General features: G+C 48.6%; 14 protein-coding genes and 1 other RNA gene. 7 read left to right on the plus strand and 8 right to left on the minus strand.

The genetic code is table 11. The features are described 5' to 3' along the window. Window positions 1–10 precede the first annotated feature (10 nt). Complete coding sequence (locus tag PHG53_03515) at window positions 11–3,091, minus strand: hypothetical protein (GenBank protein ID MDD5380693.1); 3,081 nt, start codon at window positions 3,089–3,091, stop codon at window positions 11–13. 38 nt (window positions 3,092–3,129) lie between these two features. Further along, on the minus strand, window positions 3,130–4,407 hold the full coding sequence (gene purD, locus PHG53_03520) for a phosphoribosylamine--glycine ligase (GenBank protein MDD5380694.1): 1,278 nt from the start codon (window positions 4,405–4,407) through the stop codon (window positions 3,130–3,132). Between the two features lie 157 nt (window positions 4,408–4,564). Here purD and PHG53_03525 point away from each other — a divergent pair, with 157 nt between their 5' ends. Together PHG53_03525 and csrA are read left to right on the plus strand one after the other, a co-directional pair. Further along, window positions 4,565–5,521 (plus strand): hypothetical protein, encoded by a 957-nt coding sequence (locus PHG53_03525; GenBank protein MDD5380695.1) that lies wholly within the window; start codon window positions 4,565–4,567, stop codon window positions 5,519–5,521. 295 nt (window positions 5,522–5,816) lie between these two features. Beyond that, on the plus strand, window positions 5,817–6,008 hold the full coding sequence (csrA, locus tag PHG53_03530; protein MDD5380696.1) for a carbon storage regulator CsrA: 192 nt from the start codon (window positions 5,817–5,819) through the stop codon (window positions 6,006–6,008). A 61-nt stretch (window positions 6,009–6,069) separates the two neighbouring features. On the opposite strand, the gene PHG53_03535 is transcribed toward csrA, so the two are convergent. Both PHG53_03535 and PHG53_03540 read right to left on the minus strand, forming a co-directional pair. Continuing rightward, window positions 6,070–7,740 (minus strand): electron-transfer flavoprotein:ubiquinone oxidoreductase, encoded by a 1,671-nt coding sequence (locus tag PHG53_03535; protein ID MDD5380697.1) that lies wholly within the window; start codon window positions 7,738–7,740, stop codon window positions 6,070–6,072. A 3-nt stretch (window positions 7,741–7,743) separates the two neighbouring features. After that, window positions 7,744–9,840 (minus strand): FAD-binding protein, encoded by a 2,097-nt coding sequence (locus PHG53_03540; protein ID MDD5380698.1) that lies wholly within the window; start codon window positions 9,838–9,840, stop codon window positions 7,744–7,746. Window positions 9,841–10,077: 237 nt separating this feature from the next. On the opposite strand from PHG53_03540, the gene PHG53_03545 reads away from it, so the two are divergent. Then, window positions 10,078–10,704 (plus strand): corrinoid protein, encoded by a 627-nt coding sequence (locus tag PHG53_03545; GenBank protein MDD5380699.1) that lies wholly within the window; start codon window positions 10,078–10,080, stop codon window positions 10,702–10,704. A 74-nt stretch (window positions 10,705–10,778) separates the two neighbouring features. Continuing rightward, a complete protein-coding gene (locus tag PHG53_03550; protein ID MDD5380700.1) occupies window positions 10,779–12,473 on the plus strand; it encodes a sigma-70 family RNA polymerase sigma factor in 1,695 nt (564 codons plus the stop codon). A gap of 579 nt (window positions 12,474–13,052) precedes the next feature. Here the strand turns inward: PHG53_03550 and PHG53_03555 are convergent. After that, entirely contained in the window at window positions 13,053–15,140 is a 2,088-nt protein-coding gene (locus PHG53_03555; protein ID MDD5380701.1) for a hypothetical protein, read from the minus strand. Window positions 15,141–15,580: 440 nt separating this feature from the next. Here PHG53_03555 and proC point away from each other — a divergent pair, with 440 nt between their 5' ends. Beyond that, window positions 15,581–16,390: a pyrroline-5-carboxylate reductase gene (proC, locus tag PHG53_03560; protein ID MDD5380702.1), complete on the plus strand. Its 810-nt coding sequence runs from the start codon at window positions 15,581–15,583 to the stop codon at window positions 16,388–16,390. Here the strand turns inward: proC and PHG53_03565 are convergent, their stop codons facing one another. Then, entirely contained in the window at window positions 16,391–16,573 is a 183-nt protein-coding gene (locus tag PHG53_03565; protein MDD5380703.1) for a ferredoxin, read from the minus strand. A 118-nt stretch (window positions 16,574–16,691) separates the two neighbouring features. Here PHG53_03565 and ffs point away from each other — a divergent pair. After that, window positions 16,692–16,789, plus strand: an RNA gene (gene ffs, locus PHG53_03570) — signal recognition particle sRNA small type. Between the two features lie 14 nt (window positions 16,790–16,803). Further along, window positions 16,804–18,474 carry a DNA polymerase III subunit gamma/tau gene (dnaX, locus tag PHG53_03575; GenBank protein MDD5380704.1) on the plus strand — a complete coding sequence of 557 codons (1,671 nt, stop codon included), beginning with the start codon at window positions 16,804–16,806 and terminating at the stop codon, window positions 18,472–18,474. A 9-nt stretch (window positions 18,475–18,483) separates the two neighbouring features. Here the strand turns inward: dnaX and phoU are convergent, their stop codons facing one another. Together phoU and pstB are read right to left on the minus strand one after the other, a co-directional pair. Continuing rightward, a complete protein-coding gene (phoU, locus tag PHG53_03580) occupies window positions 18,484–19,146 on the minus strand; it encodes a phosphate signaling complex protein PhoU (protein ID MDD5380705.1) in 663 nt (220 codons plus the stop codon). Between the two features lie 18 nt (window positions 19,147–19,164). Then, window positions 19,165–19,929, minus strand: a complete 765-nt coding sequence (gene pstB, locus PHG53_03585; protein ID MDD5380706.1) for a phosphate ABC transporter ATP-binding protein PstB — start codon at window positions 19,927–19,929, stop codon at window positions 19,165–19,167. Between the last annotated feature and the right edge of the window lies 1 nt (window position 19,930).

Raw genomic sequence — 19,930 nt, forward strand, 5'->3', positions numbered from 1 at the left:
CCGCTTATTTTTAACGGCGGCGCGGCGCGACAAAAACGTTCACCGCCTCCTCCAAGACAGGCAAAGGCGTGGTTGTTACACTTGGGTCATAAACATTTCCGGTGACTTCCATTCGGACAACAGCGCGACCGAGTCCTTCAGTCAGAGACTGTAAAATAGAAGGCTCAGCAGTGGCAAGACGGCGGCCCCGTGCAAAAAGAATCAGGTCAGCATCATAGCTTTGCAGGTCTATCAACCCTGAGCCGTTAAAAGCAACCGCTTTGCCGGATAAATCGAACTGCTCAAAAAAGAGACTATTGTGCTTAATATATGAATCGACAACCATCTGCCTGAAGGCAAAATCTTCCGGCTCTGTCAGTTTTAATACATACAACAGCTTTGCCAACGGCGACAGCGTTCCGACATGCATATCGGTTATCAGGAGACGGCACCGGCCGATATAAGGCAAGCTTTCACCGGTCCGACCGGCGACACTCAATAAACCGCTCATTTTCCCGCTGGTATGGTCGCTGCCAGAAGCTTTTTCTTCGAAATTTGTGTCCAGAAGAAATTGTTTCAAATCAACATTTTCAAAGCCTGCCTGGAACAGGTATTCCAAATCTGCCTCTTCCGAGCGTTTCAATTCGAATTTACCCGCCAATTTGCCGCCGTAACAATCAGCAACAAGATCTTCAGCTATCCAGCTTTTCCGGCCGGGGTCGTAGCTGGTATCCAGCTTCAGCCCTGTTAAGGACTTGCCTTTAACCTTGAGACTATCTACGGCAAAAGAGATGTTACCGGCTGAAATCTTAAGCCGGTTGCTGAAGGCATCATCCGCCAGCGTTATTCGACCGTTAATTTTTACGGTCGATATGTCCGGCGTCATCAGAGTATTATCAGAAGTGAGAACGGCGGTGGCGGCAATATCCTCCAGCGTGATAACGTTCTTTGTTATCGTCAGCCTGCCAGTGATATTGTTTACGGGCTCAAAGTTAATGCTGTTACCAGAACAATCTACAGTTACCTTATAGTCGGGGCTGCTATTGCTGTCGGCTTTGTTCAAATCGGCAGTGAGGTCCACCTTTCCCTGCGGCTGCAGCTCGGAGATGATTTTTCTCAGCTGCTGCGGCATCAAAGAAATTAACTCATCGTTTAGCTCCATCTGTTCGGCGTGCAGTAACAAGCTATAGGATAGCTTGCTGGCTTCGTCGCCTGGCCGGATTCGGCCGGCAAGTGAAACTGAAGTCTGGTTATAACGGCCCGTGAAATCTTCAATTTGTATCAAATCAGACGTAATGATAGTTTTCGCTGATATGCCAGAGATAACCAGAGGAAAACCGCCTGCTTTCCCAACAAGAAATCCACAGGACAAAGAAGCTTTTTTAAGAGAGACATCGGCGATGAAATTCGTCGGGCCGAAATCCTGTCCGGCTTCGACAAGTTCGGGTGTAAAAATCTTTATGTCGGCATCGGCCATACCATCCATATCAAGCCTGTTGTAAAAACTACTTTTTTCCTCCGACAGGCTGGAAAACAGTGTCGAATCCAGAGGGACATCCTTTGCCTCGATTGAGATATCGTATACCGGCTGTTCCGCGCTGCAAGCTGTTACTTTGCCATTCAAGGTTATTTTGCAATCGTTGACCTGCGAAATTACATCTGAAACAATTACACTGTCGTCGGCAAACAGCAACTTTCCGGAAAGATTTTTTAACGGATAAGGAAATTGACGGTATGCAGCTTCGCCGCCGAGCAGTTCAGCCGTCAAAGTTCCTTTTTTGTCTGTTCGCGACTGCCGGCTGAGCCTGTAATCTATTGCCGCGAGACCGGCCGGCGAGAAAGCTGACCAGAATTTCTTCTGCTTCGCACTTAATGCGTCATACAAGTCATTATCTAAAGCCATATTGTCACTTGTAATCCGGATTTGGTATTTCCAATCCGGGCCAAAATCTTTAGACCAACCATTGAAAGCCACCTCGGTATTATCGTGCCAGCCGCACAGGTTATTCAAGGCTACGCCTTTTTCAGTAAGGTCTATCCGGCCGGTCATGCGCTCTATGGCGTAAGGAAAGCCGCGGTAGCAGATGGAAATATCCTTGCAATAGACTTTGCCGACTAACTCACTTTCACTTAGTCGCTCTAAATTGCCATGGGCCTGGAGGTCAATAGCAGCCGTTCCGGATGGCCGGTAACTGTTAAAAAACCTTTGCAGGGCGGTAAAGGGACCGGGTTTGCCCAAAAACACTCGTTTATCAGCAGCAAAAGCAGAGGAGCATTCTGCAGCCGGACCGGCGAAGGTATGTCTGCTGTGCAAATCTTCTACTTTGAACTCCAGTGAGTAAGCGCCGCTGCGGTCGTAATTCAATTGGGCGTCGAAAGCATTTATTGTCCATGCCTTCTCAAAGGCGGGGATATCAGCCGATGAGATTCCGCCGGTAATTGTAATCCTGCCGGGTCTCCAAAATCCGGTCAGGACACTTTTGCCTCGATCGACTCTATCAGCTGTTGTTATATTAAACCTACAGCCGTCCTGAGTTTTTCGGGCCGGGACAAATCCTGCATCAATAGGTACCGCTGCAACAGCTTTCACCCGCCCGTTTGAAACTTTGCTGTATTGGAGCGTTCCCCTTTTGAGTCTAATGACGGGAATTTCCCCCGCGGCACCTTTAGGCGGCTTGATTCTAAATGCGGCAATATTCCACCGGTCCGTGTCCAAATCGTGCTGAGCATCGAAGAGAAAATCCTTAACACTTATTCTTTTCAACCGAGGATGTAATAACAACAGACTGCCTATGCCAAAACGTGCATATACAGTTTTGGCTTTCAGTATTGTATCTTCGTATTCTTTCCGCTGTTCAGGCCTGATTACAAGCCCCTTGATTAAAACTGAGCCGTTAATACTAAAATTGACCGACTCGGTTGTAATTTTAGTGTTAGTCAGCTCAGCAATCTGGGCGATGGCGATTTTACACAGAACCTTGCCTGCCAGTATAAAGACAAGCCATAAACAAAAGAGAAGAATCAGAACTTTGACAGGCCAGAGGTGAAAAATTCTCTTGCTTTTTTCGTTTTCAGCGGATTCGTTCGAGTTTTGCGGCATTTTCTGCAGCATTCAGGCGTACAATATACAGTTCCATGTTTTTCTACCGACTATATCGTCATTCTTATTGCTTTGTCTGCAATATCCCGCCGGCAATAGGCGCCGTCGAATTTTATCTTATCTACGGCTTCATACGCTCTTGCTTTTGCCTTTGCTATAGTTTGCCCCATAGCAGTCACACCCAAGACTCTGCCGCCACTGGTAACGATACTTGCATCTTTTGCAGCAGTACCTGCGTGGAACACGACAACATCGGCGAGCTGTTCGGCCTGGGCTATGCCGGTTATTATTTTCCCTTTTTCATACTCTCCCGGGTAACCACCCGCAGCAATGACCACACAAACAGCCGGCCTTGGGTCCCACTGGAGTGTAACCTCATCCAGCCTGCCGTCACAAACCGCCAGCATAACCTCCAGCAAATCGCTTTTCAGCCGCATCAGAATCGGCTGGGTTTCCGGGTCGCCGAAACGAACATTAAATTCGAGCACCCTCGGTCCGCCTGCGGTAACCATAACTCCCGCATACAGCACACCTTTATACGGCGTGCCGTTGCGATTCATACCATCTACTATCGGCACAAGAATTTCGCGTGTTATTTTGTCCATCATCGCATCAGTAACCACCGGCGCAGGGCTGTATGCGCCCATGCCTCCGGTGTTCGGACCGGTGTCACCATCACCAATGGCTTTGTGGTCCTGCGACGACTCCATAACGTAAATACTTTTGCCGTCCACGAAAGCCAGTATAGAAGCCTCTTCGCCGAGCAGTTTATCTTCGACGACGATTTTGTCCCCTGCCGTGCCGAATATTTTGCCGCACATTATTTTTTCTGCCGCGACGATGCCGTCGGCAGGGTCATCGCAGACAAAGACACCTTTGCCCTTTGCAAGCCCCGCTGCTTTTACCACCACCGGGGCGTCCCTGCTTGCAATATATGCTTTGGCGTCGGCAAACCTCTCGAAGACCTGCCCTTCTGCGCTGGAGATGGCGCTGGCGCGCATCATCTGTTTTGAAAACGCCTTGTCAGCTTCAAGCTGTGCGGCGCCTCCGCTGGGACCGAACGCTTTTACCCCCGCTGTTTCAAACACATCTACCGCCCCTGCCGCAAGGGGGTCTTCCGGCCCAACCACCACAAGAGCAACGTTGTTCTGTTTGGCAAAGTTCACCAGCTTGCCGGTATCATTGGCGCCGATAGGAATATTTTCCCCGCATTGAGCCGTGCCTGGGTTGCCCGGAGCGATATAGAGCTTGTCTAAATTTTTCGATTGAGCAAGCTTCCAGGCGATAGCATGCTCACGTCCGCCGCTGCCGATTAACAATACGTTCATAAAATAACCTCGGATTAAATTCTTATTAGAGCTAAAATATCAATTTACCAAAGTCAGATGTTTTGCTCAAGTTGATTATTGATAAATAGTCATTTAGGTGTTATCCTGTTTCCGGTGTAGTGGCATAAGCCATCTCGGCGATTAAGGAAGCTAAGTTATGGAATTATCATGGCTGCTTGTTTTCAAGATAGGAGCATCTCTTGCAGGCGTTATCGCAGGTATGGGTATGTTTTCAGAGGTCAACTGGCCTGTGAAACTGAAGGTGACCGCTGCCTTGCTGGTCGGTATTATCCTGATAGGTTTTTTGGCTCCCTTAGGAACGCCAGCAGAGCCGTTCGGAGTCATATCTGTGCCGGCCTTCGGCAGTGCAACAGCTTTGGCGGGTTTGGCGGTTTTAGCCGGCTTTATCGGCTATTTTGTTTCCTGGCCTAACGGCCGGGAAATCGGCATCATGGCGGCACCTGCCGGCCTTGCTATTTGGGCGGTGCGCGGCGGCAATATGGCAGAACTGATGCAGCTGGCCCCAACCCTCGCCCAGCGTCAGGCGCTGTTTGCAACGCTTAAATGGGAACCGATTTTTTGGCTGGCTATTGTCGCTGCCGGATTCGGCGGAGTGCTGCTCGGACAGTATCTTGTATCTCGCAAATCGTCCGTAGCCCCCGGCTCCTTCGACTTTAGTCCATCATCCCTCGTCAATCGTATAATCGCTGTAATCTGCTCCTGCTTAATAGCTGTATTTTGCATCGGGATATTCGCCCAAGACATCAGGATACCCGACCTTAGATTAAGTTCGGTAATTGCTCAGCCGGCTGTCGGCCAGATTGTTTTTGCCGTATTAGTTTCGTTTGGAATAGCAGCTTTTCTTGTTAAGAAATTTCTCGACGCCAGCTATATCTGGCCAATAGTTGCTTCAGCTTTGGTAACCGGATTTGCAGTTATTACTTACACCAGAGAAAGCATGTTGCAGTATCTTGTCGAACACTACCCGCCGATTTTTTTCTCCTGGGCGGTCACTTCCATTTTGCCATTGCAAATGGTGGCTTTTGGCACGTTAGGCTCAATCGCCGGCTACTGGCTGGCTGTCCGCGTAAATTTCCGGCAAAAACACCCATAAAAAAGAGGGGATGAATTTAATACATCTTTTTATTCAAGCCGCATCTTTACGGTAAGTGTATATATTTCATACAGTTACGTGCACGGAGTCCTATAACTAATCCTGGCTGCCTAAAAAAAACAAAAATGGTTGTTTCAGGTCTCGAAATTAGCCGAAAATACTGTTGAACCGAAAGGTTTGTTGGCCGCTTCAGGACAAGAGCATACAAAAGTGTTTGGCCAACAGAGGGGTGAACAGGATTTCAGTATTCTTCGTAAGTTAATATAGTAAGACCAGCCGACAAAAGGAGTTGAAAATGTTGGTTCTAAGCAGACAAAAAGATGAATCGATTATGATTGGCGATGACGTCGAGATTACCATTGTAGATGTCCGCGGGGACAAGGTTCGTCTCGGTATAGCGGCCCCGAAGGATATACCTGTTCATCGCAAGGAAGTATACGAAGCGATTCAGCGCGAAAAGAGCGAACAAAAAAAGACCCAGGCGTAACGAGACTTACCACTGCCTAAGGGTCGTTATCAAATCTCGCACTATTTTCCCCCTGTTTTTTTCACATCCTTTTATAACGCGGTCCGCCTGAGCCTTCCGGAACAGTCCACCTGATATTGTCGAAGGGACATTTTCTCTGGCAGGTTTTGCAGTGCACGCAATTTGACGGATTGGCCGGCTTTACCTCATCGTGTACTGTTTCATATACTCCCGCGGGGCAAAATGTAATGCAGGGGCTTTCGAACTTAGGCGTGCATTTCGTCCGACAGACTATGCTATCTAAAATTTTAAGGTGGCTGGGCTGCTCCTCGCGGTGCCTTGTCGCCGCCATTGCTGTAAAGGTGTCTTTATCGAATTGCTGTTCGGGTTTTAATTTATATCGAGCAGCAGTCATCGCCTTATAATCTTCTTCAATCTTAAACTTTGGTAAAAACCCGCCAAGAACAGAAATCGGCATCCCCAGCAAAGCCCCGAACTTCGCGACGGTCTGGCGGAAGTTTCTTGCCGAGGCCATCTCTTTGGCAACATTCGAGCTATCGATTAACTCGGTATATCTGGCTGCTGCGATCTCGGATAAATCCCGCGTTTCGGCGATAGCCTTTGCTGCCGCTATTCCTGAACAAATAGCATTGTGCAGCCCCTTGATTTTGAGCATGTTCACGAAGCCTGCGCTGTCGCCGACTATTATGCAATTGCCTTTGCCGATAGAACCTGTTTGCGGGTCTCTCGGAATAGCGTAGTATCCGCCTTCGGGAATCATTTTTGCGCCGGCCTCCAATACTACCCCGCCGGCGATAAACCGCTTTACAAAACTGTGGTTCTTGAAATTCGTCAGCGCATCCTCCGGATTAAAATCGCAGTATTTCCAGTCGGCACCGACAATCATACCAACGGCAATATTATTATCCCCGGCAGGATACATTACTCCGCCGCCGAACATTCCCGGGCCTAAAACAGGCGTCCATAACGGATAGCCCATAGCGTGAACGACACGGCCGGAAGTGAATTCGCTATACTGCTCGCCGCTTACCTTTATAAGCTCCTTGACGCCAACCGAATAAAGTTGGGGACATTGCCTTTTAAGACCAGCTTTCTGTATGAATTTTTCGGTCAACAACCCGTCGCAGCCCTCGGCAAGCACAATGAAATCAGCGTCTATCGTTTCACCCTCAATAAAATTAGGCTGCTTTTGCCCGCTTTTGTCGAACCCCTGACTAACAAGCTTGATGCCTTTTACTTGCTGTATCGATTCATTGAAAATTATGTCTTCAGCCGCAAAGCCGGTCAGCACTTCGACGCCGAGCTCTTTCGCAATCTGCCCCATCCATTTCGTCAGCTTGCTTACCGATACAATGTAATCGCCTTTATGTATCATCTGGCCGAAGCCAAGCCTGAATATTTTGGCAAGCTTAATTGCAAGTGAGATATTAAACGATATTCTCTTTCCCAAAAAGAACATCACATCATCTCTGCTGACCTTATTTGCCAATACATCTTTCGCCGAGGCACTATCCTGCCATCTCTGAACTGCCGAATCCAGCAGCGTATGCAGCGATTCAGCCTCCAAGGCCGCGCCGGAGAGATTGTGATTGCCCAAATCGGCGGCCTTTTCTATTACGCAAACATCAATATTCGGCCTTTGCGCTTTTAGCCGTATCGCGCAAGCCAGGCCCGCCGGCCCCGCGCCGACTATCAGGACATCTGTCTTGTTGTAGTCTTTATCGTTTGACATTTTTTACTCGGCCTTTAACGCCAGAACTAACTGCGGCACTATATCTTCTGCGATGCCGACCATATAGTAATCGCACTGTTTAAATATCGGCGCGTTCGGGTCGCTGTTAATGGCGATTATTGTCCCTGCGTTCGCAACACCTATCATATGCTGAATGGCGCCTGATACTCCCAGCGCGATGTAAAGTTTCGGCCCGACTGACGTGCCGGTCTGCCCTACCTGGTGTATGCGTTCAATAAAGCCCTGCTCAACCGCCGCACGCGATGCGCCTCTTTCAACCGACGTATCCAGCTTATCGCTGAGGCAATCACAAAGTGAGCCGACAAGCCGTTCGTAGTTGTCCCTGCTTTGCATCCCTTTGCCGCCGCTGACAATTACCTCAACATTAAAGTTGGCGACACCGGCGCCCGTCTCGGTTTTTATAATTTCAAGGTTAATATCGTCCTCGCAAAGTCTGACTTTGTGCTCGATGACTTCACCAGTCCTTGACTGATCAGGCGGAATTCTCTTCATAACTCCCGGTCTTACCGTAGCCATCTGAGACTTTGAATCTTTCGTACAGATAGTTGCCATAACGTTGCCGCCCAGCGCTGGCCTCGTCTGCATAAGGATAGCTATGCGGCCTGTTCGTGAGCTGTCCCTTATATCGAATGAAGTACAGTCGGCGGTAAGTCCGCAGCCAACCCTGTAGGAAACCATAGGCGCAAGCATTCTGCCGCGGGCTGTCGCAGCAAACAGGACAATTTGAGGCCAGTACGTGCTGATACAATCGGCAACAGCTTTGCAATACGCGCTCGGGTCAAATACACTCAACAGCTCATCCTCGATAACGTAGATATTATCCGCACCGGCGACGATTAGTTCTTTTGCCATCGGTCCCACCCGCTGCCCTGCTAAACATACGCCTACTTTGGTCTCTAAAGAGTCCGCAAGCTCGCGAGCCTTGCCTATAAGCTCGAACGTCGCCGGATGCAGTGTCCCTAAATCATACTCGGCGACGACCCAAACCTCGCCGGCGAAACTCGGTTCGGTTAACTGCAGGCCGTTTATCATATCTTCCAACGCTTTCTTGTGAAAATGCCCGCCTGCGACAGCAAGTATCTTTTCCTTAATGCTTTCATCAATCCGGCTGATTTTTCCAACGCCTAATTCCATCAGCGTCTGGTATAAAATTTTAAAATCCTCGTTTTCCTTTCTTGTTCTCTCGAAGTCTCTCCCGAACCTGGCCACCCGCCTGCTCGGCAAAACATAGCGGCTCATTTGACCGCTGCCGGCGAAGTCAGGCTCTGCCCTGCCGCTTTTGAAGCTGTCAACAAGCAATTTAGCCAATGTCTTTACATCACCGAGCTGCTTACATTTTCTAGTGCTTTTGCCCGGCGGGAAAACCCGGATTACGCTTGTCTTTGAGCCTTTGGCGCCGATGTAAGCCGCTTTGATGTCATCGCCGCTCCACTGCACAACTTTCATCCTGTTTGCCCGCCGCGTCCCTACAAACGTCGCAAACAGCGGATACTCGTATTTGGCAACTGTGATTACCGCCGGCAGCTTTTTAGGGGCAACAACCTGACTGCCGCCGCTGATAATCCGCGTGAATTCAAAACGGCCGTTTCTGAATTCTGCTTTCGTGGCGTAGGCTACGCACGGCAGGGACAGCTCCTCGGCAATCTGCGGAGGTACCTGAGCGGTGTCCCCATCCACCGATTGCATCCCACAAACTACATAATAATCGCCGTTTCCATTGAAGAAGTCTTTAGCTATCCTTCTGATTGCATAGGCCAGTGGATTCGCCGTCGCCCACGTATCGGCGCCGCCCAGAGCTTTGTCGGTCAACAGCACCGCCATATCGGCACACCGGGCGAGGGTATATCGCAGAACTTCTTCAGCCATCGGCGGCCCCATAGTTAAGGCAACGATTCTGCCGTCAGCGTCGCCGCTTGTTGTTTTCATATAGTTCGCAAAAGCCAGCGCCTGCGTGTCCAGCTCGTTGATTACACCGACCAAGCGGCTCCTGATGAGCGTTCCGGTCTCAGGGTCAAACGCATTGTCGGTTATTTGCGTTATGTCCGGAACCTGTTTTGTCAAAACTATATAATTACTCATATTATATCGTACCGTGTTTATCGCATCGTGTTTTCGACCGGCACAAAGGACTAAATATAACACCGGCCGGGGTTTTTGCAAATGGTATAAATCCGCTTTTCTGCGCCGTTATCGCACGCGCAGCCGGAAAATTTAATTTATGGCTTGTTTTAACTCGCAAAATATTGTCTAATATTGGCCTTAATTATTGTAAAACTGAATGTAAGCAAATTAACGATTTTTGTGAGGCAAACAGAAATGGCAGATTTGAAAGCATTGGCAGACGCAATTATTAAAGGCGACCAGAACGCCGCCGTATCTCTAACCAAAGCCGCCCTAAGCGAGGGGATGACTGCTAAAGAAGTTCTCGACAACGGATTAATCGCGGGTATGGCTGTCGTCGGCGGCCGTTTCAAAAGAAACGAGGTTTACATTCCCGAAGTGCTCATTTGCGCCCGAGCTATGAAATCAGCGACGGAAGTCCTCGAGCCCGAGCTTGCAAAAGCCGGCGTCGAGCCTATCGCAAAGTTTATGATTGGAACTGTGGTCGGCGACCTGCATGACATCGGCAAAAATCTTGTCACGATGATGCTAAAGGGCGCTGGGTTTAACGTCATCGACATAGGCATCGACGTTAAACCTGAAGTGTTTGTCGAGAAAGCCAAAGCCTGCGGCGCACCGCTGATAGGTATGAGCGCGCTTTTGACAACGACACTGCCAGCCCTTGATAAGACCCTCAAGGCAATGAAAACCGCCGGTATTCAAGCCAAATTTCTTGTAGGCGGCGCTCCTGTAACACAGGGCTACGCCGACAAAATCGGCGCTGACGGCTACGCACCCGATGCTGCTTCGGCTGTCGACGTTGCCAAAAGACTCCTTAATTAATTATCAAAATTCAAAACAGCCTTGCAAAAGGCTGTTTTTTTGCGCCCGATTTAGTAAAATAGACACTTGGTTATATGAGACAGATAAAAAACCAAAATTTAGCGCAATTGCTTGTCCAGCTTCATTTCACACCACAAAAACACCTTCGAAAACAGCTCGAATCTGCCGAAAAACTTCTTGCCATTATCAAACCCGACAAGGAATACCCTTTCGATTTCGTATGTCTCAATATCACCGGTTTCTACCCTAAGGAAGCCCTGCCGGAACAGCCGCCCATCAAAGGCAACGAGCTTGCAGAAGACCTGAGGATTTTCATCACCAAGCTGAGCAGTCACCTGGCCCTTGCCGTCGATGAGCAGCACCAGGTCGTCCACACCATCGAGGCCCTTGCCGCCAACCTTGAGGTCTCAACAAAGACAATTCATCGCTGGCGAAAACGGGGACTGGTTGCGCGAAAATTTGTTTTCCCCGATGGCCAAAAGCGTCTCGGCTTTTTGCAGTCCGCCGTCGATAAATTCCTCAACGATAATCCCGACGTCATCACCAAAGCTAAAAAATTTCAGCGCCTGACGGAGAAAGAAAAACAACAGATTATAAAACAAGCCAGGGCGCTCGCAGCCAAGCCTTCGCTAAGCCGATACCAAATCATAGACCAAATAGCAACCAAACTCAGCAAGGCCCACGAAACCATAAGATACACCCTCTCAAATTACGAAAAGGCCAATCCCGATAACCCTATTTTCAGCAAACACCACGAAGTAATCAGCCCGGCCGAAGTTGCTGAAATTTATAAACTATTCAAACAGGGCAGTTCTATCAAAGAATTGATGAGCCGCTTCGGCCTGAGTAGAAGCTCGGTATATCGCCTTATAAACCAGCAAAGGGCAAAGATACTCCTGGCCAGGAAAATCGAATTTGTCCCCAGTGACGAGTTCCTTGATGAAAATGCCAAAGAAAAATTTCTCGCAAAGCCGCTCGGCATCGAAAAACCTATGCCTGCCAAAACCATTGAGCCGCTGGAACTGGCCGACAAGTCTCTTTTGCCTGAGTATCTCAAGGCGTTGAGAAACACTCCTGTTCTGAACCGGCAGCGCGAGGTCGAGCTGTTCCGCAGGTATAACTACCTGAAATACCTGGCTTCTGAAACAAGGGCAGGCATCAAGCCAACGCACGTTCACAGCGACCGGCTGGGGAAAATAGAACACTATCTGGCCGAGGCAGAAGCTATCAAAAAAATTATCATAGAGGCAAATCTTCGGCTGGTCGTAAGCATCGCGGGCAAACACGCCGCCGGTGAGGTCAATTTCCAAGACCTCGTGAGCAAAGGCAATTTCGCGCTTATTAAAACAGTCGAAGAATTCGACTATACAAGGGACGTTCGATTCGGAAAGACCGCCTCGCTGAACATAGCCAAAGAGTATGCGAAGGTTTCCGGCAAAAGCACCGAGCTCACGCGGGAAAAAGCAGGCTCGCTGGCGAACATTCAGCGTTACCTGAAGCCGGCTGAATCGGACTTCGGCGCCGTCGAACGGGCGAGACATAACCTGGTGCAGGTTATCAAGGATGAGCTTGACAAGCGGGAGCAGTATATAATCATAAATCACTTTGGCCTTGTCGGCACACTGATAAGAAAGAACAAAAAAACCCTGCAGCAAATCGGCGATGACCTCGGTATGACCAAGGAACGCGTCCGCCAGCTCGAATTGACTGCCCTGCAGAAATTGCGGAATTCTCTGAGCATCAAAGAATTCGAGCTGCTGACCGGCTGATAAAATTGGCTTTGTTTGGGTTTGTTTTGACCAAGTGTCCAATTTGCATTTTTCGCTGTAATTTCTTGTTTTCAATAAGGTTATAAACATTTTACTTTTTAAAAAATTGGGTTTGTTTTGCATAATTTAGTTGTTTTGATTGATTGACTTTTAACCACAGATTGCGCAGATTCACACTGATCGCTTAAATGAAAGCTGCCTAAATTAACCGTGTTTTGTTGTTTCACGTCTTTTGTATCCGCCTTCGTTAAAACTTCGGCGAGACAGGATGTTTAGAATACGTCCCTTCTATAATTGGACGAACTTGCGCGATTGATGCGAAAAATTTAGCCGTCGCTCGCCGCTCGGCCCTCGTAACTCGATAGGAGAAAAGGAGTAAAAAAAATTTGGGGAAAATGGATTTTTGCTTTTACCTACCTGCGCATTTGATTGATTCTAACCGCAGAGAGCACAGAGATTTTTTAGACACAGATTGCGCGGTGTTGCCGGAGACCGCAACGAGGAAACGGACAGTAAGTATGCCGAAGGCATACAGGTAAAAAAGTATCCGAGCAGAAGGCAACACAAATAAATTAGGCTTCAACTTCCGTATTCGAGCCACTGGTTGGCGACAACAGCCAAGTCCAGAAGGTCGACCATGCCATCACCGGTCGGCGGGGCAATATCTGCAGAGGGACTACCAGGGGCCTGAAGCCACTGGTTGCAGAGAATGGCGAGGTCATAAAAGTTGATCCAACAATCTATATTGAGGTCACTTAACGGTGTTAAACAGGGCTTTAGAGGACTTTCAGAATTAGCTGCAAAAGGATTTATCTGAAGCTCAACGAGGATTAACCAAGCAGTAGCTGCGATGCTATCGTACGGCCAGTGCTGCGGAAATGCCGTCGGCATATCGGCACCGTTGGAAAGAGGTGTCATAGTGTTACTACCGGTAAATCCAATGTCGTCAAGGTAAATGATTGTTCCGGGACTGTTGCCGGTATTATTGCCAAAGCCAAATCCAACGTGCTCAAGTTTACTAAGGTCCGCTCCACTGATTTCGGCTAAATTAACGTGATGCTCTGTCCAGTCGGTTGACAGATATCGCGGAGTCGGATAGTAGCTTACTTGAGGACTATTGGCATCTCGAAATATAACTTGTATATTGTTGTCATTGTTATCTTCGGTCTTAGCCCAGAAGACGAATTTTTCATAATCGCTTACATCCCTATATGTAATGACGCCATTTACCTCCGGCCCCATATCCAAACCCAAGCTTGCCCAATTAAGATCTTGAGTCAAACACATTTCAGTAGCATTAACCAGCCGGAATGACTGCCAGCAATTGTGGACATTGTTAGGGTCGTATCCCGGCTTTTCGGGTTCATAATACCAAGTATAGGGCTGGCTATATCCGGCATTTTCAATAGCAACCCAATCGGGCGCGCCGTCGCCGTAAACACCGACCTGTCCAAAGAGACAGTGGGGATGACCTTCAAAAGTGGCAAGTATGATATCACAGGGGTCGAAATACTGATTTATGTCGGGACAGGTAACGCCTACAGAATAGGGAACGGCTCCATTTGTATCCTGCAGGCAGTCTAATGAACCGGTCATTTGATTCTGATTTTCTTTACTGTGACAGGAGGCACCTGCAGCCAAGATATATCCAGCAGTGCCTTCCACCCAGAAGCTTTCGGTCGCGCGCAGTCCTAACGTTACCTTAGCGAAGCCGGAGAGATTGCAGTCATTGTAATTGACGTGGCAGGTATTCTGGTCAATCCACGGCAGGCCGTTATACATATTAGGTTCATTGTCATCATAAGCAGCCAGAACCTGCAAAGCCAGCAGAGTCCACGTCTGGCTGTCGAGTCGCTCGGGGAAGTCACTAATCGTGCACAGATTATAATCGGCGTATCCGGTATAATAACAACCGAGGCTTGGGTCCCACATTTCCCTTTCCAACCAGTCTGCGACCCTGACAGCCGCATCGCGATAATTTTCTGCGTTTACATCTGTGACTTCGGCCAAGCTAATTAAAAACGCTACGGCATCGGCGTTATGTTCGGTGCTTGTCCAAGTGAAAGGGATGCAAAATTCGTCGTATCCGCCTGCGATCGAACCGGCAGCACAGCCATGTTGTGCCTGCCGTTCGAGAAGGAAATTGGCCACATCTTTTGCAGCCGACAGATAATTGCTATCCATGGTGACCTGATACAATCTCAACAAGGCCAAGCCCATCCAAGCATTGGGGCCAACAGCAATAGAATTTGCTTCTTCATTGCCATTAGATGAGTTGTAGCCGTCAACCCATACGTGAGTCAGGCAATTCGTATCATTGGTATCACGGCGGACAGCAAGCATTCCATCGATGCACTGCTTCGCAGTATCAACATCACCAACAGCCAATAGAGCTATTGTGCCCATTGCCTGGTCATATGTCCAAGCTTTCCAGTCGCCCGGCATATTGTAGCTGCGGAGCAGGCCTGTCACGTCATTTTGCTGACCGCGTAACCATTCACCAGCCTTTGCGACATGCGAAGGGTAGTGTGTTAGTACCTGCTGTAACGACGCCTTTCGGGAATCGGGTACAGGCTGATGTGACAGATCTTCTGCGAAACTTATCTGCGATGATGCTTTGAGAACAAAGGTTAAAAGGCAGAATAGAAAAGTGCTGTATTTTTTCATAATTATTTCCTCGCCAAATATCACTTACGATAAGCAGGATAAACTATCTTTGTCAATCTAAAATATACAAATTAGGATGGGAAAGGAACATCGTACTTGTCCGACTATGGTGGGCGACTTGACGTTTAGAGCAGAAAAGGCCAAAAGCTGGGTTTTTTTGAGTAAAACGGGCATTTGTATTCTCAATTCGCGACAGGTTCATACTTTTTTTAAATTTCACATTTCGTAACTACCGCTTGGCCGATTTCCAAATCCATCTCTCATCCTTCCATCGCAAAAACCGCATTAAAAAAGTACTTGAAAGAAATTGCCGCGGTCTCACGTAAAGGATGCCTTACCGGCACAGCGACTAACGACTAATTAGCATTGCCATTGCCCCTATCTGGCTTTATACTTATAAAAGTTATATATTCGGGAATAATTTCAAAAAGGACAAATCGATGGGAAGAATCGGCTTTATAGGCAGCGGAAATATGGCTGAAGCCCTGATAAAGGGCATAATCACAGCGAGACTTTACAAACCAGGCAATATATTCATAAGCGACATCCGGCCGGGACGTTTGAAACAACTCGCCAAAAAATACAAAGTCAAGCAGACCAGGGGAAACCGCGACCTTGTAAGCAAAGCGGATATTATAGTCTTGAGCGTCAAGCCGCAGAATATGACTGATGCACTGGAAAGCATCAAAGGCGCGGTCAGCGGTAAGAAGTTAGTAATATCAATCGCGGCAGGGGTAAAAGTAAGCCGAATCGCAGGCGTTCTCGGTAATGTTGCGATAGTTCGCGCAATGCCGAACACGCCCGCCCTAATCGGCGAAGGAGCCAGCGCGCTATTTGCTAACGACAAAGCAAAACCGATGCTCAAAAAGGCAAAGGCAGTATTCTCAGCGGTTGGAAAAGTAGTTGTCGTTTCTAATGAAAGTCTAATCGATGCAGTAACAGCCGTAAGCGGCAGCGGGCCAGCCTATTATTTTCTTTTAATGGAAGAAATGATAAAGGCCGGCGGCAAATTAGGACTGTCGGATGATATTGTCAGGGATTTGGTTCTCCAAACCGCAAAAGGCGCTGCTTTACTTGCGATTGACGCTGACGGCAGATGCGAAAGTCCCGCGAAGCTGCGCCAGAAGGTTACCTCGCCGGGCGGCACAACCGAGGCTGCGCTAAAAGAGCTGGCGAAAGGCAAATTCGGCGCACTGATTAACTCAGCCATCAAAAAAGCCCGCGACAGAAGCCGGCAGCTTTCGCGATAGCTATTCGACGATAATCGCTTCGACCGGGCACTCTTCAGCGGCCTGCTGGACGGCATCCTCGAATTCGGCTGGAACCTCATCGACAATCACCTTTGCCATATCAGGCCCCATTTCAAAGACCTCCGGGCAGGTATCCACGCATAATCCGCAGGAAGTGCACGTATCTTCAATTCTGACTTTCATTATAAATACCCCTGAAATCAGTTCGAAACTCTTGATTATTGAATACCATTCACTTATCATAAAAGGAAGCAACAAAATTAAAAATAGTCAATAGAAAATAGTCAATAATAAATTTTTTGGCCGGGTCCCATGCAGGCCGAGCCCGCGAATCTGGTCAGGCGGGGAACCGAGCAGCCATAGCGTGGATTTGGCAGTGCCGTGGCAAACCCGGCCACCTTTTGTCATTTATAATGTATACTGTTTTAGCACGTAAATACCGTTCGCAGAGCTTCGATGACGTCGTCGGCCAGAATCCGATTTCGCAAACGCTCAAAAACGCCATAAAAACCGGCAAGGTCGCTCACGCATATCTTTTCACGGGAACCCGCGGCGTCGGCAAAACAACTATGGCGAGGATTCTCGCTAAAGCCCTCAATTGCCTGTCCGCAGAGGCCCCTACCATTGAGCCGTGCTGTAAATGCGAAAGCTGTATCGCAATTAATCTCGGCGAAGATATCGACGTAATCGAAATCGACGGCGCATCGAACAACGGCGTCGAGGAGGTCCGCAGACTGCGGGAGAACGCGATTTACCGGCCTGCACGCGGCAGATTTAAAATCTATATTATCGACGAAGTGCATATGCTCAGCACGTCGGCATTTAACGCGCTGCTGAAGATACTGGAAGAGCCGCCCAGTCACGTTAAATTTATTTTCGCAACCACCGAGCCAAACAAAGTCATCCCCACGATTCAGTCCCGCTGCCAGAGATTCGATTTTACCAATATAAACCCAAACCTAATCGCAGGTCAGCTCAAATCCATACTCGAACAGGAAAAGATAAAATATGAAGAGAGTTTAATTTTACCCATAGCAAAAATGGCAAACGGTTCGATGAGAGACGGCTTGAGTCTGCTGGACAGGTTAATAAGCACCGGCGTCGAACCACTGAACGCCGACCTGCTCGAAGAATACCTCGGATGTCCGAACAGTGAAAAAATCTATAACCTCATCGCCAAAATCGGCGACAGCGACGCAGCGGGCACACTTGCCGCGACGGAGGATTTAATCAACGCAGGGTTAAGCGAAGTGCAGCTTGCCGATTCACTCGTCGATTATATGCGGGATTTAATGGTGGCAAAATCCGCAGGCGCAGAAAGCGAACTTCTGGTTTTGACCGCCGAGCAGCGGCAGCAGGCCGGGAGGTTAGCTGAAAAATTTGACATCGCAGCCCTCGTTTACAATATAACCACACTCGAAAGATTGCGCCGGACACTCAAAGGCAGCGACACGCCAAGGGCACTTTTAGACGCTTCGCTGCTGCGATTTGCCCTAAGCGAGCATTTCCTGAACATCGATGAGCTTCTTTTGCAGTTAAAAGGCAGCCCCACTCGTCAGGGCACAGGCCCTGCCGCAGGGCCCATAAAAAAAAAGCAAATAGCTAATCCGAGCACCACAAACACTATCGCAGAGAAACAAACTGAGCCTGTAACAGAAAAGAAAATTGATTCGCCTGCGCCAAGTGACATACAGTCAATAAAAAGTGATTGGCAAAACATTTTAAAAATTATCTCTACCAAACTCGGCAACAGCACCGCAGGATTGTTAACTTCCGCTGAGCCGAGCCGATTCGAAGGGGGCCTGTTAACAATTACTTTCCCGGGGTCTGCTGAAATGCAGAAAAAAATGTGTGAAAGTAACGGCAGAGTGACACAGATACAATCTTTATTAAGCGAACATTGCGGGGGGAACGTACGATTGAAGTTTGAAACGGCCTCCAAGGAAACAACTCCCGCCGCAAACCAGCCCAAGACCACCGGCCAAAAAAGAGCCGAACTGATTAACGACCCGGCGGTCAGAACCATCCTGATGGGACTCGATGCAACTATCACCGGCATCGAAGATGGCCAGCGGGACGGCTGAGCATCGGCCTTAATACTTTGACACATTCACCTGCGGCATTATCCCCGTAGCCAGGAAGACAGTTCGTTCACAGATATTGGTGACGCGGTCTGCGCTTCGTTCGAGATTGTGCGCCGCCCAGATAAGAGGCGTCGCCCTTGATACCACAGTCGGGTCTTTAATCATACGCATCAGCAGGTCGTGATAGGACTGGTCGTAGAGTTTGTCCACTTCATCATCTTCGTTGCAGATGGCCTCGGCGGTTTTGGCGTCTCTTTTGACAAAGGCCTGAATACTTCGCCGGAGCATATCGATGGTCTTTTCAGTCATTTGGGGAGTGAAAATAAGCGGCCTGATGAGCGGCTCACCGCTAAGCATAATCGCTATCTTGGCAATCCCTTCGGCATAATCGCCCATACGCTCCAGGTCGGTTATAACATTCAGGACCGCTATTATTTCCCGCAAATCACTGGCGACCGGCTGCTGCAGGGCGATAAGACTGATGCATTCTTCCTCAATCTGCCATCGTTTCTTGTTGATGAGCAAATCGTCTTTGACAATTTGTTCGGCCTCTTTAACATCGCGGGTCTCAAGCGCTTTGATTGACCGGCTGGTTGCAGAAGCAACCATCTCGCTCATCGCGACAACGTGCTCATTAAGCCCTTTAATGTGTCTTTCGAAACTTTCTCTCATTTTAATTGTCTCCCTAAGTTAGCCAAAATGGCCGCTTATATAGTTTTCGGTCAGTTCTTTTTTGGGATTAGTAAAAACCTGTCCCGTGTCTCCAAATTCAATAAGTTTTCCCATATACATAAAGCCAGTGTAATCCGACACACGGGCGGCCTGCTGCATATTATGAGTTACAATTACCAGCGTATATTCCTGTTTCAATACCCGCAGCAAATCCTCTATTTTGAGTGTCGAGACGGGGTCCAGCGCCGAGCACGGCTCATCGAGCAGGATTATCTCCGGTTTTAAAATCAGCACGCGGGCGATACACAGCCGCTGCTGCTGTTCGAGCGTAAGTGTGCGGGCATTTTTCCCGAGTTTGTCTTTAAGCTCCTGCCAAAGCCCGACATGCTCGAGGCCGTTCTGAATGGCCTGCATAACCTCATCTTTTCTATTCATCATACGATGTATGCTCAGGCCGAACCTGAGATTATTGTAGATAGACAGGTCGAAGACATTAGGCCTTTGAAAAACCATTCCCACTTTTCTGCGCAGCGAAATCAGGTCTGCATCAAGGCTTAGAATATCCTGCTCGTCAATGATTATGCTGCCATCAACCTTGGTATGCTCGATAAGGTCGTTCATCCTGTTAAAGCATCGCAGCAGCGTGGATTTCCCGCAGCCCGACGGGCCTATCATAGCGGTAATGTTCTGCGCCGGAATCTTTATGTTCACGTCCTGCAGCGCATGAAAATCGCCGTAGTGAAGATTCAGGTCTATTGTTTCTACTTTTGGTGCAAGTTCCATA

This window comes from Phycisphaerae bacterium (assembly GCA_028714855.1).
Classification (GTDB): Bacteria; Planctomycetota; Phycisphaerae; order Sedimentisphaerales; family Anaerobacaceae; genus CAIYOL01.